This is a genomic window from Streptomyces sp. NPDC051183, assembly GCF_040682455.1.
Taxonomy (GTDB): Bacteria; Actinomycetota; Actinomycetes; order Streptomycetales; family Streptomycetaceae; genus Streptomyces.
In genome coordinates this window covers 199049-215522 of record NZ_JBFBBA010000005.1, presented here as the reverse complement: position 1 = coordinate 215522, position 16474 = coordinate 199049, and the positions used below count along the sequence as shown (strand labels likewise).

Annotated in this window: 12 protein-coding genes; 10 read left to right on the top strand and 2 right to left on the bottom strand. The window is 70.7% G+C overall.

What is annotated here, in order from left to right; all coding sequences use genetic code 11:
* Window positions 1-165 precede the first annotated feature (165 nt).
* The 5 genes from AB0M99_RS06660 (at window position 166) to serA (ending at window position 8762) form a co-directional block, all read left to right on the top strand.
* Complete coding sequence (locus AB0M99_RS06660) at window positions 166-3069, top strand: EAL domain-containing protein (protein ID WP_365917597.1); 2904 nt, start codon at window positions 166-168, stop codon at window positions 3067-3069.
* A 215-nt stretch (window positions 3070-3284) separates the two neighbouring features.
* Window positions 3285-5171, top strand: a complete 1887-nt coding sequence (locus AB0M99_RS06655) for an acetolactate synthase large subunit (RefSeq protein ID WP_365917554.1) — start codon at window positions 3285-3287, stop codon at window positions 5169-5171.
* 31 nt (window positions 5172-5202) lie between these two features.
* Window positions 5203-5727 carry an acetolactate synthase small subunit gene (gene ilvN / locus AB0M99_RS06650; protein WP_365917553.1) on the top strand — a complete coding sequence of 175 codons (525 nt, stop codon included), beginning with the start codon at window positions 5203-5205 and terminating at the stop codon, window positions 5725-5727.
* Between the two features lie 137 nt (window positions 5728-5864).
* Window positions 5865-6866 carry a ketol-acid reductoisomerase gene (ilvC, locus tag AB0M99_RS06645; RefSeq protein WP_365917552.1) on the top strand — a complete coding sequence of 334 codons (1002 nt, stop codon included), beginning with the start codon at window positions 5865-5867 and terminating at the stop codon, window positions 6864-6866.
* 306 nt (window positions 6867-7172) lie between these two features.
* Window positions 7173-8762 (top strand): phosphoglycerate dehydrogenase, encoded by a 1590-nt coding sequence (serA, locus tag AB0M99_RS06640; RefSeq protein WP_365917551.1) that lies wholly within the window; start codon window positions 7173-7175, stop codon window positions 8760-8762.
* Window positions 8763-8850: 88 nt separating this feature from the next.
* On the opposite strand, the gene AB0M99_RS06635 is transcribed toward serA, so the two are convergent.
* A complete protein-coding gene (locus AB0M99_RS06635; protein ID WP_365917550.1) occupies window positions 8851-10386 on the bottom strand; it encodes an MFS transporter in 1536 nt (511 codons plus the stop codon).
* Window positions 10387-10475: 89 nt separating this feature from the next.
* Between AB0M99_RS06635 and AB0M99_RS06630 the strand changes: the two genes are divergently transcribed.
* Window positions 10476-11165, top strand: a complete 690-nt coding sequence (locus AB0M99_RS06630; protein WP_365917549.1) for a TetR family transcriptional regulator — start codon at window positions 10476-10478, stop codon at window positions 11163-11165.
* Between the two features lie 19 nt (window positions 11166-11184).
* Here the strand turns inward: AB0M99_RS06630 and AB0M99_RS06625 are convergent, their stop codons facing one another.
* Window positions 11185-12366 (bottom strand): helix-turn-helix domain-containing protein, encoded by a 1182-nt coding sequence (locus AB0M99_RS06625; protein WP_365917548.1) that lies wholly within the window; start codon window positions 12364-12366, stop codon window positions 11185-11187.
* Between the two features lie 197 nt (window positions 12367-12563).
* Here AB0M99_RS06625 and AB0M99_RS06620 point away from each other — a divergent pair, with 197 nt between their 5' ends.
* The 4 genes from AB0M99_RS06620 to AB0M99_RS06605 all read left to right on the top strand — a co-directional run bounded on the left by AB0M99_RS06620 (window position 12564) and on the right by AB0M99_RS06605 (window position 16436).
* Window positions 12564-13490 carry a proline dehydrogenase family protein gene (locus tag AB0M99_RS06620; RefSeq protein WP_365917547.1) on the top strand — a complete coding sequence of 309 codons (927 nt, stop codon included), beginning with the start codon at window positions 12564-12566 and terminating at the stop codon, window positions 13488-13490.
* A 19-nt stretch (window positions 13491-13509) separates the two neighbouring features.
* Window positions 13510-15141, top strand: a complete 1632-nt coding sequence (gene pruA, locus AB0M99_RS06615; RefSeq protein ID WP_365917546.1) for an L-glutamate gamma-semialdehyde dehydrogenase — start codon at window positions 13510-13512, stop codon at window positions 15139-15141.
* Between the two features lie 252 nt (window positions 15142-15393).
* A complete protein-coding gene (locus AB0M99_RS06610; protein WP_365917545.1) occupies window positions 15394-16245 on the top strand; it encodes a hypothetical protein in 852 nt (283 codons plus the stop codon).
* Window positions 16239-16436, top strand: a complete 198-nt coding sequence (locus AB0M99_RS06605) for a hypothetical protein (RefSeq protein WP_365917544.1) — start codon at window positions 16239-16241, stop codon at window positions 16434-16436. The genes AB0M99_RS06610 and AB0M99_RS06605 overlap by 7 nt, the downstream gene beginning before the upstream one ends.
* The last annotated feature ends 38 nt before the right edge of the window (window positions 16437-16474 follow it).

The following is a 16474-nucleotide window of genomic DNA, read 5'->3' as shown; positions in this document are numbered from 1 at the left end:
AGAATCTATGTCCCTGAGTGACGAAAGTGGTGTATCGTCCGGAACAAGGGGCTGCGCCACGAACGTCTGGCGCTGGGGAGTGATCGGACACTTTGGGGGGCGACGGGCGATGTACGGCCAATGGACGAAGGATCCGACGCGGCAAGGCCGCCGGAGGCGACGACGATGGGGTGCGCCGGAACCAGCCAGCGAGGGGGACCGGTGAGTGCCCCGGGGGCGGCGCTCCTGACCCGGGGGCCCGCCCCTGGCGGAGGCCGGGGGGTCGCCGTCCAGGCACTCCTGGCCGTGGTGTGGGGCGGATACGCGGTCGGCGCCGGAATCGGCTGGGGCACCAGCCAACTCGCCGACATCATGGGAGACTTCGGCCTCAGTGCGGCCGCCCTCCTCGCCGCCGTGTCCTGCTACCGGTACGCGCGCACGCATGCGAACCGAGACCGGCTCGCCTGGCTGCTCTTCGCCCTCTCGTCCCTGATGTCCGCCTGCGGGAACGCGGTCTGGGGCTGGTACGAGGTCGTCGTCCACAAGGAGATGCCGAACCCGTCTCCGGCCCAGTTCTTCTTCCTCTGCTTCGCCCCGCCCGCCATCGTGGGCCTGCTCGTCCTCGCCAAACGCCCGATCACCCGGGCCGGCTGGGTCTGCCTCGCCCTCGACTCGTGGCTCATCGCGGGATCGCTGCTCACCCTCTCGTGGAGCCTGGCCCTCGCCAAGGTCGCCCGGTCGCACAGCGCCGGCAGCGTCGCCGGAGCGGCCCTGGAGCTCGCCTACCCGCTGTTAGACATCGCGCTCGTCTCCATGGTGCTGGTCCTCCACTTCAGGCGGTCCGCGAACAACCGCTCCGCCGTCAACACGGCCATCGCCGCGCTCGCGCTCACCGTGCTCTGCGACGCCATCTTCACGTCACCGCTGCTCAAGGAGAGCTACCGCTCCGGCCAGCTCCTCGACGCCGGCTGGTTCGCGGGATCCCTGCTGCTCGCCTACGCGCCCTGGGGCGCCCGCCGGGCCGGCTCCACCCAGGACCTCGCCGAGCCGGCCCGCGGCCTGCGCCCGGTCAGCCGCCCGATCGCGCGGTCGCTGCCCGCGCTCACGCCGTACCTCGCCGCGGCCGTCTGCACCCTCGGCATCCTCTACAACGTGATCGAGAGCCGCAGCGTCGACAAGGTCGTCGTCGTCGCCGGCTGCACCGTCGTCCTCGCCCTGGTCATCCGGCAGGGCATCATGCTCCTCGACAACATCGCGCTCACCCAGGAACTGGCCCAGAAGGAGAACCACTTCCGGTCCCTGGTCCAGGGCTCCAGCGACGTCATCATGATCGCCGCGCCCACCGGGATGCTGCGGTACGTGAGCCCCGCCGCGGCCGGGGTCTACGGCCGCGAGGCGGAGGAGCTGGTCGGCACCGAGCTGGCCACCCTGATCCACCCCGACGACCTCGGCCGCGTCGTCCACGAGGTACGCCGCTTCCTCGCCGCCCCGCCCGCCGAGGAGCCCACGACCCGCATCGAGTGCCGGTTCAAGTCCGGCGCCGGTGAATGGCTCAACGTCGAGTCCACCGTCAACCGCCACCAGGGCGGCCTGATCCTCAACAGCCGGGACGTCACCGAGCGGGTCCGGCTCCAGGCGCAGCTCCAGCACAGCGCCGAGCACGATCCGCTCACCGACCTGCCCAACCGGGCGCTGTTCACCCGCCGGGTCCGCCAGGCACTGGCCGGCCGGCGATCGGGTGACCACAGCACCGCCGTGCTCTTCATCGACCTCGACGGGTTCAAGGCCGTCAACGACACCATCGGCCACCAGGCGGGCGACGAGCTCCTCATCGAGGCCGCGCGCAGGCTCCAGGACTCGGTCCGCGCCGGGGACACTGCCGCGCGGCTCGGCGGGGACGAGTTCGCCGCGCTGATCGTCGGCGACGGCGGCCGGGACCGCAGCGCCCGCGAGTACCAGGTGCACGAGATCGCCGACCGGCTGCGCACCACGCTCGGCCGCCCGTACCGGATCTCGGGCAACGAGGTCCGGGTCGCCGCCAGCATCGGCGTGGCCTTCGCCGATCCCGGCATCACCCCTTCGGACCTGATGCGCAACGCGGATCTCGCGATGTACCGGGCCAAGGCGGGCGGCAAGGACCGGGTCGAGCTGTACGCGCCCCAGATGCAGGCCGAGGTCGTACGCAAGGCCGAGCTGGCCGGCCGGCTGCGCAGCGCGCTGCACGAGGGAGAGTTCGCCCTGCTGCATCAGCCCGTGGTCTCGCTGGCCACCGGCGAGGTGTCGGCGGTGGCCGCGCAGGCCCGCTGGCGGTCCGCCCAGGGGATCCTGTTCACCCCGGCCGAGTTCCTCCGGGTCGCCGAGTGCGGCGAAGGCGCGCACACCACCGGTCCGGACGCCTCCCGTACCGCCGAGCTGGGGCGATGGCTCCTGGAGGCGGCCGTCGAGCAGGCCGCCGAGCGGCACCGGGCCGGGCACGACGTACCCGTGGCCGTCCGGATGACGGCCCAGCGGCTCCTCGACCGCGCCGTACCGCTGGGCTCCATGGAGGCCCTGCTGGCGCGGCACGGGCTGCCCTCCGGGGCGCTGATCCTGGAGCTCGCCGTATCGGACCCCAGAGTGCCCTTCGACGACCTGGAGCGCCGGCTGACGGCCCTGCACCGGGTCGGCGTGGGAATCGCCCTGGACGGCTTCGGCAGCGGCTACGCGGCCATCAGCGCCCTGCGGCGGCTGCCGGTGGACATGCTCAAGCTGGACCGGGGCCTGGTGGAGGGCGTGGTCGAGTCCGCCCGCCTGCACAAGATCACCGCCGGCCTGTTGCGGATCGCAAACGACCTCGGCATGCAGTCGGTGGCCGACGGGGTGGACCTCCCCGAGCAGGTGATGGCACTGCGGGCGATGGGCTGCACGCATGGCCAGGGAATGGCGTTTTCCGGCCCTCTCGACGAGTACAGGCTGCGGCGTGCGCTCGTGCGAGGTACGTTCCCAGTACCGGGCGGGGCGGCTCAACCCGCCTTGGCCGGTGGTTCCGCCGGGGGCTCGATGGTCATCCGTAGAGGCTCACATAATGAGACGCCCGTCCCACCCACTTGACATCCACCTCCCGCCGGAGGGAGGGTCAATGCCATGCGCACCCGAATTCTCGTACTTGGAAAGCGCGTCGGCTGAAGCTGGGGCCAGCATGTCCCCGCTCAACGCACCCGACGCGCTCCCCTCGCTTGCCTCCCGGCACGAGGGGTTTTTTGTTGCACTGGCAACGTCGAATCTCGTAAAACCCTCCTCGTAAAACCCTCAGCTTCGAGAAGAGAATGCCGATGACCGAGCAGGCCACCGGGGCCCACCATCCGCAGCCGCGGGCCCGTAACGGCGGACAGCAGTCCGCCGCCATTGAGCACGTCACGGGTGCGCAGTCCCTCATCCGCTCTCTCGAAGAGGTGGGGTGCGACACCGTCTTCGGCATCCCGGGCGGCGCCATCCTCCCCGCGTACGACCCGATGATGGACTCGACGAAGGTCCGTCACATCCTGGTCCGCCACGAGCAGGGGGCCGGCCACGCCGCCACCGGCTACGCGCAGGCCACGGGCAAGGTCGGCGTCTGTATGGCGACCTCCGGTCCGGGCGCGACGAACCTGGTCACGCCGATCGCCGACGCGCACATGGACTCCGTCCCGCTCGTCGCGATCACCGGCCAGGTCTCCTCCAAGGCGATCGGCACCGACGCCTTCCAGGAGGCGGACATCGTCGGCATCACGATGCCGATCACCAAGCACAACTTCCTGGTGACCAAGGCCGAGGACATCCCGCGGACGATCGCCCAGGCCTTCCACATCGCCTCTACCGGCCGCCCCGGCCCGGTCCTGGTCGACATCGCCAAGGACGCCCTGCAGGCGAAGACCACCTTCTCGTGGCCGCCCACCATGGACCTCCCCGGCTACCGGCCGGTCACCAAGCCGCACGCCAAGCAGATCCGCGAGGCCGCCAAGCTCATCTGCCAGGCCAAGCGCCCGGTCCTGTACGTCGGCGGCGGCGTCATGAAGTCCGGCGCGACCGCCGAACTGAAGGTCCTGGCCGAGCTGACGGGCGCCCCGGTCGCCACCACGCTGATGGCGCTGGGCTCCTTCCCCGACAGCCACCCGCTGCACGTCGGCATGCCCGGCATGCACGGCGCGGTCACTGCGGTCACCGCCCTGCAGAAGTCGGACCTGCTGATCGCGCTCGGAACCCGCTTCGACGACCGCGTCACCGGCAAGCTGGACAGCTTCGCCCCGTTCGCCAAGATCATCCACGCGGACATCGACCCGGCCGAGATCGGCAAGAACCGCGCGGTCGACGTCCCGATCGTCGGTGACGCCCGCGAGGTCATCGCCGACCTGATCCAGGCCGTCCAGGCGGAGCACACCGAGGGCAACGCCGGCGACTACAGCGCCTGGTGGAAGGACCTCAGCCGCTGGCGCGACACGTACCCGCTGGGCTACGACCTGCCCGAGGACGGCATGCTGTCGCCCCAGCAGGTCATCGAGCGGATCGGCGCGCTCGCGCCGCAGGGCACCATCTACGCGGCCGGCGTCGGCCAGCACCAGATGTGGGCCTCGCACTTCGTCAAGTACGAGGAGCCGCGCACCTGGCTGAACTCCGGCGGCGCCGGAACCATGGGCTACGCGGTCCCCGCCGCGATGGGCGCCAAGGTCGGCATGCCCGAGCGCACGGTCTGGGCGATCGACGGCGACGGCTGCTTCCAGATGACCAATCAGGAACTGGTCACCTGCGCGCTGAACAACATCCCGATCAAGGTCGCGATCATCAACAACGGTGCGCTGGGCATGGTCCGCCAGTGGCAGACCCTGTTCTACAACCAGCGGTACTCCAACACCGTGCTGCACGCGGACGAGACGGGCCACGACACGGTCGGCTCCCAGCTCGGCGAGTCCGTCGCCCCCCGCAAGGGCACCCGCGTCCCGGACTTCGTCAAGCTGTCCGAGGCCATGGGCTGCGTGGCGCTGCGCTGCGAGGACCCGGCCGACCTGGACAAGGTCATCGCCGAGGCCAACGCGATCAACGACCGTACGGTCGTCATCGACTTCATCGTCCACGAGGACGCCATGGTGTGGCCGATGGTCGCCGCCGGCACCTCCAACGACGAGGTCATGGCAGCCAGGGGCGTCCGTCCCGACTTCGGCGACAACGAAGACGACTGAGCCGAGAGAGCCGAGAGAGAGAACGCCTCACATGTCCAAGCACACGCTCTCCGTCCTGGTCGAGAACACGCCCGGCATCCTCGCCCGGATCGCCGCGCTGTTCTCCCGCCGCGGGTTCAACATCGACTCCCTCGCGGTCGGGGTCACGGAGCACCCCGACATCTCGCGCATCACCATCGTCGTGAACGTCGAGGACCTCCCGCTGGAGCAGGTGACCAAGCAGCTCAACAAGCTGGTCAACGTGCTCAAGATCGTCGAGCTGGAGCAGCACAACGCCATCGAGCGTGAACTCGTTCTGGTGAAGGTCCGCGCCGACAACGAGACCCGCTCGCAGATCGTCGAGATCGTCCAGCTGTTCCGCGCCAAGACGGTCGACGTCTCCCCGGAGGCCGTCACCATCGAGGCCACCGGCGGCGCCGACAAGCTCGGCGCGATGCTCAAGATGCTGGAGCCCTTCGGCATCAAGGAGCTCGTCCAGTCCGGCACGATCGCCATAGGGCGCGGCGGCCGGTCCATCACGGACCGCAGCCTGCGGGCGCTCGACCGCACCGCCTGATCGCAGGGCCCGATCAGGAATGCCTGATCACAGCACTTGACCGAAGCTGGTCCGCTCGTATGGCGAGACCAAGAACCTCTCACTCCGTTCCCCGCCGTACGGTGGGAGCAACACCAGCGCACCAAGGAGATATCCCAGTGGCCGAGCTGTTCTACGAGAACGACGCCGACCTGTCCATCATCCAGGGCCGCAAGGTCGCGGTCATCGGATACGGCAGCCAGGGCCACGCCCACGCGCTGTCGCTCCGTGACTCCGGCGTCGACGTCGTCGTCGGCCTGAAGGAGGGCTCGAAGTCCAAGGCCAAGGCCGAGGAGCAGGGTCTGAAGGTCGTCTCGGTGTCCGAGGCCGCGGCCTGGGCGAACGTCATCATGATCCTGACCCCGGACCCGCTGCAGGCCGAGATCTACGAGGAGTCCATCAAGGACCACCTCGAGGAGGGCGACGCGCTCTTCTTCGGTCACGGCTTCAACGTCCGCTACGGCTTCATCAAGCCCCCGGCCAACGTGGACGTCGCCCTCGTCGCCCCGAAGGGCCCGGGCCACCTGGTCCGCCGCCAGTACGAGGAAGGCCGCGGCGTGCCCTGCATCGCCGCCGTCGAGCAGGACTTCTCGGGCAGCGCCTTCGACCTGGCCCTCTCGTACGCGGCCGGCATCGGCGGCACCCGCGCCGGCGTCATCAAGACCACCTTCACCGAGGAGACCGAGACCGACCTGTTCGGTGAGCAGGCCGTCCTCTGCGGTGGCGCTTCGGCCCTGGTCAAGGCCGGTTTCGAGACCCTGACCGAGGCCGGCTACCAGCCGGAGATCGCGTACTTCGAGTGCCTGCACGAGCTGAAGCTCATCGTGGACCTCATGTACGAGGGCGGCCTGGAGAAGATGCGCTGGTCGGTCTCCGAGACCGCCGAGTGGGGCGACTACATCACCGGTCCCCGCATCATCACGGACGCCACCAAGGCCGAGATGAAGAAGGTTCTGGCCGAGATCCAGGACGGCGAGTTCGCCAACACCTGGATGGCCGAGTACAAGGCCGGCCTGCCGAAGTACAACGAGTACAAGAAGGCCGACGAGGCGCACCTCCTGGAGACGACCGGCAAGAAGCTGCGCAAGCTGATGAGCTGGGTCGACAGCGACGAGAGCTGATCCCCATGGGGCGGGGCCGGGACGTGGCGTCCCGGCCCCGCTTCGCATCACCAGGACAACCGCCCCGCCGCCGCCCGACTTCGAAGGCGGTTCGGAATGTAGACCTCCGATGGTTCGGCTTGTCCACCCTGGCCAACCCCGGAAGGGTGATCCTTCCGTACAGGCGGAATTCCACTCGGGATCCGCCACTACACTGCTCAACACAACGCGTCAGGCCCACAGTGTCGTGCGTCTTCCACGCGGCTACCCCCTCCACCGCCTGCGGCCGTCGGGACGGCCGTCCGCACTGGACTTGTGAGGACCCACGTGAGCTCGAAACCTGTCGTACTCATCGCCGAAGAGCTGTCGCCCGCCACCGTCGAGGCGCTCGGCCCGGACTTCGAGATCCGGCACTGCAACGGTGCCGACCGCGCCGAGCTGCTGCCCGCGATCGAGGACGTCGACGCGATCCTGGTGCGCTCCGCGACCAAGGTCGACGCCGAGGCCATCGCCGCCGCCAAGAAGCTGCGGGTCGTCGCCCGCGCCGGTGTCGGCCTGGACAACGTCGACGTGTCCGCCGCCACCAAGGCCGGCGTGATGGTCGTGAACGCCCCGACCTCCAACATCGTGACCGCCGCCGAGCTCGCCTGCGGCCTGCTCGTCGCCACGGCCCGCAACATCCCGCAGGCCAACACCGCCCTGAAGAACGGCGAGTGGAAGCGGAACAAGTACACGGGTGTCGAACTCAGCGAGAAGACCCTCGGCGTCGTCGGCCTCGGCCGCATCGGCGTCCTGGTCGCCCAGCGGATGTCGGCCTTCGGCATGAAGGTCGTCGCCTACGACCCGTACGTACAGCCCGCGCGCGCCGCCCAGATGGGCGTCAAGATGCTGACGCTGGACGAGCTGCTCGAGGTCGCCGACTTCATCACCGTGCACCTGCCCAAGACCCCCGAGACCCTCGGTCTCATCGGGGACGAGGCCCTGCACAAGGTCAAGCCCTCCGTCCGCATCGTCAACGCCGCCCGCGGCGGGATCGTGGACGAGGCCGCGCTGTACTCGGCCATCAAGGAGGGCCGCGTCGCCGGCGCCGGTCTCGACGTGTACGCGAAGGAGCCCTGCACGGACTCCCCGCTGTTCGAGCTCGACCAGGTCGTCTGCACCCCGCACCTCGGCGCGTCCACGGACGAGGCCCAGGAGAAGGCCGGTGTCTCGGTCGCCAAGTCGGTGCGCCTCGCCCTCGCCGGCGAGCTGGTGCCGGACGCGGTCAACGTCCAGGGCGGCGTCATCGCCGAGGACGTCCGTCCGGGCCTGCCGCTCGCCGAGAAGCTCGGCCGCATCTTCACCGCCCTCGCGGGCGAGGTCGCGGTCCGCCTCGACGTCGAGGTCTGCGGCGAGATCACCCAGCACGATGTGAAGGTGCTCGAACTCTCCGCGCTCAAGGGTGTCTTCGAGGACGTCGTCGACGAGACGGTCTCCTACGTCAACGCCCCGCTGTTCGCGCAGGAGCGCGGTGTCGAGGTGCGCCTGACGACGAGCTCGGAGTCCCCGGACCACCGCAACGTGGTGACCGTCCGCGGCACCCTGTCCGACGGCCAGGAGGTCTCGGTCTCCGGCACGCTCGCGGGCCCGAAGCACCTGCAGAAGATCGTCGGCGTCGGCGAGTACGACGTGGACCTGGCGCTCGCCGACCACATGGTCGTGCTGCGCTACACCGACCGCCCGGGCGTGGTCGGCACCGTCGGCCGCATCCTCGGCGAGGCCGGCCTGAACATCGCGGGCATGCAGGTGGCCCGCGCCGAGGAGGGCGGCGAGGCGCTCGTCATCCTCACGGTCGACGCCGAGGTCCCGGTGAACGTCCTCGCCGACATCTCCGCCGAGATCGGCGCCGTGTCGGCGCGCACGGTCAGCCTCGGCTGACGCTCGCAGTCGCAGCAAGAAGGGCCCGGGGGAGACCCCGGGCCCTTTCTCGTACGCCGATCGGATCGCCCGATCACCCGTACGCCGGTCAGCCCGCGAGGGCTTCGGCACCCTCGGGCCGCTGCGCCGGGGCGCCGGCCGGGGCCGGGATCCCCCGGAGCAGGGACAGCGCGAGGACCGCCGCCGCGAGCAGCAGGGCCGTACCGCCCCAGGCGGCGTACTGCATGCCGTGCACGAAGGCCTCGCGGGCCAGGGTCAGCACCTGCTCGCCCGCCGGGCCGCCGAGCTGCCGGGCGGTGGCGACGGCTCCGCCGAGGGTTTCGCGTACCGCGGGCTCCTGGCCGGCCAGGTCGCCCCGGTAGACGGCGGTGCCGAGGCTGCCCAGGACGGCCATGCCCAGGGCGCCGCCGAACTCCTGGCCCGTCTCCAGCAAGGAGGCCGCCGAACCGGCCTTCTCGGCGGGAGCCGCGCCCAGGGCCATGTCGGAGACCAGGGACATGACGGTCACGATGCCCGAGGCCAGCACGCCGGCGCCGGTCAGCAGCAGCCACAGGGAGTCGGTGCCGACCAGGCCGATCAGGGCGAACCCGGCGGCGGCCAGGCAGAACCCGCCGGCGATGACGTACGCCCGGTCCACCTTCTGGGCCAGGGCGGCGGAGAGCGGTGCGGCGGCGCCGATGACGACCGAGGGGGCGAGGCTCCACAGGGCGGCTTCGAGGGTGCCCATGCCGAGCACCGACTGGAGGTACTGGGTGGTGAAGTAGGCCGAGCCCATCATGGCGAAGGCGGAGATCGTGTTCAGGCCGATGCCCGCCCCGAACCCGCGGCCCGCGAACAGCGTCCGGGCGACCATGGCGTCGTCACGGGTGCGCTGGCGGCGGACGAAGACGTACCCGAAGGCCAGGCCCACCGCGACGCAGGCCAGGCGGACGCCGGAGAAGCCCTCGGCGGCGATCTCCTTGAGGCCGTAGACGACCGGCAGGACGGCGGCCATCGACAGCGGCACGCTCACCAGGTCGAAGCGGCCGGGGGCCGGGTCCTTGAACTCCGGTACCAGTACGGGGACCAGGACCAGCAGGAGCAGCATCGCGGGGACGTTGATCAGGAAGACCGAACCCCACCAGAAGTGGTTCAGCATCACTCCGCTCATCACCGAGCCGAGGGCGATGCCGCCGGTCATGGCGCCGGACCAGATGGCGATGGCCTTGCCGCGCTGAGCGGCGTCGGTGAAGAGGTTCCGTACGAGGGCCAGCGTGGACGGCATCAGCGTCGCTCCGCCGATGCCGAGCAGGACGCGGCAGGCGATCAGCATCTCGGCGCTGTTGGCGTAGCCGGCGCCGATGGAGGCGAGGCCGAAGGCGGTGGCGCCGATGAGCAGCAGTTTGCGGCGGCCGATCCGGTCCCCGAGCGAGCCCATCGTGATCAGCAGGCCGGAGAGGGCGAAGGCGTAGCTGTCGAAGATCCAGAGCTGCTGGGTGGCGCTCGGGTCGAGTTCCCGGGTGATGGCCGGGATGGCGAAGTAGAGGACGGAGACGTCCATCGAGACCAGGAGGAGCGGCAGGAGGAGGACGGTGAACGCGGTCCATTCCCGGCGACCGGCGGGACGTGCTGCGGGGTTCGTCATGAGAAGCAATGTACAAGCGTCATAAACGTTTGTCTAGAACGGTTGTATGGAACTTCTGTCTATGACGGTTGTCTTGCTACGGTGGCGCCATGGGACATCGCGAAGATCTACTGGAAGGCGCCAAGGAGTGCCTGGTCGAGAAGGGTTTCGTGCGGACCACCGCGCGGGACATCGTCAAGGCCTCGGGCGCGAACCTGGCGTCGATCGGGTACCACTACGGCTCCAAGGACGCACTGCTCACACAGGCGTTCATCTCCCTCATCGAGGACTGGGGCGACAAGTTCACGGCCGGCATCGAGGGGGAGGGCGGCTCGCTGGAGCGGTTCCGCTCGGTGTGGGACGGGGTGCACTCCGGGCACGAGGCCTCGGGTCCGATCTGGGCGGCCAGCATGGAGGTCGCGCTCTCCCGGGAGCGGCTGCCCGAGCTGCGCGAACTGCTCGCCGCCTCGCAGGGGGAGGGCCGCAGGGGCATGGTCTCGATGTTCACCGGCACGCCGGAGGAGCAGGTGACCGAGGACGAGACGCGGACGACCGGCGCCTTCTACCAGGCCCTGCTGAACGGCTTCATGCTCCAGTGGCTCTTCGACCCGGCGACGGCCGCGACCCCCGCGGAGCTGACGGAGGGGATGCGGCGGGCGGTGGAGGCGATGGCGAAGGTACGGGTGGCTGCGCCCGAGCCCCAGCCTGGAACCGAGCCCCAGCCCCGGCCTGGAACCGAGCCCCAGCCCCAGCCCCGGCCCGGAACCGAGCCCGAGTCCGGGCCCGGGGCGCAGGGCTGAGCCCGCGTCAGGAGACGGTCTAGGTGAGGCGGGCGGCTTTGAGGGCCATGTGGAGCAGCAGCCGGTCCTCGCCCTCGTCCAGGTCGAGCCCAGTCAGCTGCTCCACCCGGGACAGGCGGTAGTACAAGGTCTGCCGGTGGATGCCCAGGGCCGCCGCCGCGCGGCCCGCCTGGCCGGCGCAGTCGAGGAACACCTCGGCGGTACGGGCGAGTTCCCGGTTGCCCGGGCCGAGCAGCGTGCGCGTCGCCGGGTCGTCCACCGGGTCCGCGGCGACGGCCGCCAGCATCCGGTACGGGCCGATCGCCGACCATTGCGCGACGGGGCCGAACCGCGGCTGCGCGGCCCCGGCCCGCGCCGCGGCGACGGCCTGCTGCCAGGCGCCGGGCAGTTCCGCCAGGGCCCGCACGAGGTCGGAGACCCCGGCGCTCGCGCCCGTGCCCCCCGCGGCCCGCGGCAGCAGCCGGGACACCGCCGTCAGCGCCGGAGCCAGAGCGTCCGCCGAGCGCAGCCGCACCAGCACCGCCAGCGCCTGCTCGCCGGGGGCGGCGTCCCCGTCGCCGTCCCCGCCGCCGGGCTTCGGTACGAGGCACACCGCGGCCGCGCCCGGTACCGACGCCGGAGCCTCCCCGGACCACGGCGCCACGCAGACGGCCGCGTGCAGCCCGTCGGCTCCCGGCCCCAGTGCCACCCGCAGCGCGGCCACCGCCATGTCCCGCTGCCAGCCGCGCCCCGCGGTCAGGACCGCCCGGAACTCGCGCGAGAGGTCGGCGCCCGCCCGGGCCTCCTCCGCGAGCAGGACCCCGATCCGCTGCGCCACCTCCATCGCCGCGTCCAGCGCGGCCGGGCCGGGTCCCGTCCCGGGGCCGGACTCCTGGTCCAGCAGCCACACGTAGCCCTGCACGATCCCGCGGTGCCGTACCGGCAGGCAGATCCGCCCCCGGAAGACCCCGGCGTCCGGCGCCGCGGGGATCCGTACCGGCCCGGTGGCGCGGGTGATGCCGAAGGCCTCGAACCAGGCGCGCACGGCGGCCGTGGACTGCCGGGTGAGGATCGAGCGGGTGCGGACCGGGTCCATGGCGAGGTCGTCGTCGCTGTCGTGGGCGCCGAAGGCGATGAGGCGGAAGTCCCGGTTCTCCAGGGTCGCCGGGGCGCCGAGCAGCGCCGAGATCTCGTCCACCAGGTCCTGGTAATCGCCCTTCACCCGGACATTCTCCCACTGTCGCACCCGGTCTTCAGACAGATGTATGAGATCCGGGACACGGATGCGTGACAGCTGTCGATGGCAGAGGATCGTGGAGATCCTTAGGTTTCACGGTGGTTTTACTTGCGTTTTCCCTATGGTCTCCGCCGCACCGGTGGTAGCCGTACGTCTGCTTCTGCCACCCGTTGGAGGTGCCCGTGCTGGGTCCCGCGATCCTCGCCGCTTCGCGCAGCGACAAGATGCGCCGAATCGTCTCTGCCGCCCCGGTGACCAAGCCCGTGGTGAACCGGTTCATCCCCGGTGAGACGGTCGACCAGGTCATCCCGATCGTCGAGGAGCTCACGGCCAACGGGCTGGAGGTCACCCTCGACGTCGTCGGCGAGGACATCACCACGGTGGAGCAGTCCTACGCCGCCCGTGACGCCTACCTGGAGCTGGTCGACCGCCTGAGCGTCCTCGGCCTCGGCGAGACGGTCGAGATGTCGGTCAAGCTGTCGATGTTCGGCCAGGCGCTGGAGGGCGGGCACGAGCTGGCGCTCGCCAACGTCCGCCCGGTCGTCGAGGCCGCCGCGGCCATCGGCACCACCGTCACCCTGGACGCCGAGGACCACACCACCCTCGACTCGATGTTCGCCATCCACGAGGAGCTGCGCCGGGACTTCCCGCAGACCGGCTGCGTGATCCAGGCGTACCTCTTCCGCACCGAGGCCGATGCCCGGCGCCTGGCCGCCGCCGGCAGCCGCGTCCGGATCGTGAAGGGCGCCTACAAGGAGCCCGCCGAGGTCGCGTACCAGGACAAGGCGGAGATCGACAAGGCCTACGTCCGCATCCTGAAGATCCTGATGGAGGGCGAGGGCTACCCGATGATCGGGTCGCACGACCCGCGCCTCATCGCCATCGGCCAGGAGCTCGCCCGCACGGCAGGGCGCAAGCTGGACGAGTACGAGTTCCAGATGCTGTACGGCATCCGCAGCGAGGAGCACCTGCGCCTGGCAGCCGAAGGACACCGGATGCGCGTCTACACCGCGTACGGGACCGACTGGTACGGCTACTTCATGCGCCGCCTCGCGGAGAAGCCGGCCAACCTGCTCTTCTTCCTCCGCTCGATGATCACCAAGAACTAGGTCAAGGAGTTATCACCTCATGGACGCTGTGACCCAGGTCCCCGCTCCGGTCAACGAGCCGGTCCACTCGTACGCCCCCGGCACCCCGGAGCGCGCACGCCTCGAAGCGCAGCTCAAGCAGCTGTCCGAGAACCCGATCGACCTCCCGATGACGATCAACGGCGTCAAGCGGATGGGCGCCGGCGAGCGCTTCGACGTGGTGCAGCCGCACGACCGCGCGTCGGTCCTCGGCACCTACGCCAACGCCACGCAGGCCGATGCCCAGGAGGCCATCGACGCCGCCCTGGCCGCCGCCCCGGCCTGGCGCGCGATGTCCTTCGACGACCGCGCCGCGATCATCCTGCGCGCCGCCGAGCTGCTGTCCGGCCCGTGGCGCGAGAAGCTGGCCGCTTCGACCATGCTGGGCCAGTCGAAGACCGCGCAGCAGGCCGAGATCGACACCCCGTGCGAGCTCGTCGACTTCTGGCGCTTCAACGTCCACTTCGCCCGCCAGATCCTGGCCGAGCAGCCGGTCGCGAACTCCGCCGGCGTGTGGAACCGCAGCGACCACCGCCCGCTCGAAGGCTTCGTGTACGCGATCACGCCGTTCAACTTCACGGCCATCGCGGGCAACCTGCCGACCGCCCCCGCCCTGATGGGCAACGTGGTCCTGTGGAAGCCGTCCCCGACGCAGACCCACTCCGCGGTCCTCCTCATGGAGCTGCTGGAGGAGGCCGGTCTCCCGAAGGGCGTCATCAACCTGGTGACCGGCGACGGCATCGCCGTCTCCGAGGTGGCCCTGGAGCACCCGGAGCTCGCCGGCATCCACTTCACCGGCTCGACCAAGACCTTCCAGTACCTGTGGAAGACGGTCGGCAACAACATCGAGAAGTACAAGTCCTACCCTCGCCTGGTCGGCGAGACCGGCGGCAAGGACTTCGTCGTCGCGCACCCGTCCGCGGACCGCGCGATCCTGAAGACCGCGCTGACCCGCGGCTCCTTCGAGTTCCAGGGCCAGAAGTGCTCGGCGTCCTCGCGCGCCTACGTCCCGGCCTCGATCTGGAACGACGGCTTCAAGGAGGCCTTCGCGGCCGAGGTCGACGGCATCGCCATGGGTGACGTCCGCGACCTGTCGAACTTCATCGGCGCCGTCATCGACGAGCGCTCGTTCGCCAAGAACAAGGCCGCGATCGACCGCGCCATCGCCGACCCGACCTGCGAGATCGTCGCGGGCGGCACGTACGACGACTCGAAGGGCTTCTTCGTCCGCCCGACCGTCATCGCGTGCACCGACCCGGAGAACGAGGTCTTCACGACCGAGTACTTCGGCCCGATCCTCGCCGTGCACGTCTACGAGGACGCCGATTTCGACGCCATGCTCGCGCAGATGGAGTCCGTCTCGGCGTACGCCCTGACCGGCTCGATCATCGCCGCCGACCGCTACGCGGCCGCGGACGCGATGGAGAAGCTCCGCTTCGCGGCGGGCAACTTCTACATCAACGACAAGTCGACCGGCGCCGTCGTCGGCCAGCAGCCCTTCGGCGGCGGCCGTGCCTCGGGCACCAACGACAAGGCCGGCGCCGCGACGAACCTGCAGCGCTGGACCTCGACCCGCTCCATCAAGGAGACCCTGGTCGCGCCGACGGACTACTCGTACCCCCACATGGGCTGACCTCCCCGGCCCCGCAGAACCCCGCCCCCGCTCCGGTACCCCCAAGTCCGGAGCGGGGGCGGTTTCCATTTCCCGGCGGGGCAACCGGTGCTAGCCTGGCCGTAGTTGTCGTGTACGGCGACACGCTCCATGCACTCGGGCCCGGCAACCCGAGGGAGCTCAGGGCTCTTGCGAGTTCCCGTGCGGGGTGGGCACAGCCAGGCATTACGACACCTCTACGCGCCCGTGCCGGGACGGCGCCCGGGGAGACGTATGTCCAGGCGCACAGACAACCGCCACCGCGTGGCGACCCTCTGCCGCGAGGCCACGGGCCTCGCGCACCACACCTGCCTGAAGTGGGCCGCGGCCGGCCTGATCACCCGGCAACAACCGGTGCCCGATGCCGTCGGCGCGGAGCAGCGGACCTTCGAATCGCAACTGGTGCTCGAACTGGCCGACCGGCTGCGCCACGAGCAGGTGGACGGCGCCGTCCTCGGTTTCACCCACGCCCGGCCCACCCGGTCCGGCCTGGTGCTCGGCCTGCACCCGGCCACGGCGGACGCAGTGGTGGCCGCGGTGCTGCCGAGGCTCGACGAACACTACGGAGGCCTCCGCGGTGTGCCCGGCCTGCGACTGAGCCCCCAGGGCGGCGAGTGGGTGCTTACCCGTGCCCGGGGCGAGGCGCTCGTCCGCCTGGTGCATCCGCGGGCGGACTGGGCTCCGCGGCTCCCCGGCCACGGTGACGGGCTGACCCAGCTGTGGCGCAGCCACCGGCACGGCGTGCACCCGGCGGAGGAGGCGGAGGAGCGCCGCTGGGTCCCGGACAGCGGCGGAGCCCTGCTCAGCCGGGTTCTGCGCAGGCCGCTGCTGGTCAACGCGGCCGGTACGGCGCACGGCTGGGCCAACACCTACCACCACGGCCGGCGGAGCCTGGTCATCGAATGGTGCTGTGCGATGGATGCCCCGGAGCTGGAGAGCCGGCTGCGCCGCAGCGGGCTCGCCGAACCGGTGCCGCGCACGTCCCCCGAGGCCGGCGACGGCCGGGCGGATCCCCCGGGGAGGATCTCGCTGGGCGGCGCCTCCCTCACCGTACGGCGGGGACCGTGCGGGGATGCCCGGTGCTGACCGCGGCGCTGGTGACGGCCGCCGTGCTCGGGGTGGCCAAGGTGGTGCGGGACTGGCTGATCCTGCGGCAGGTCCGGGCGGCGATGGACGCGTGCTCGCCCGAGGACCGGGTGCGGATCGGGATGCGGCTGGCCGGGGCGCTCGGCGGGCGGCCCGCCGAGGAGACGCCGCCCGCCGAACCGGCCCCCTAAGGGGTGTCTGGCGGATCACGGCCGGGCCCGGCCCTGAT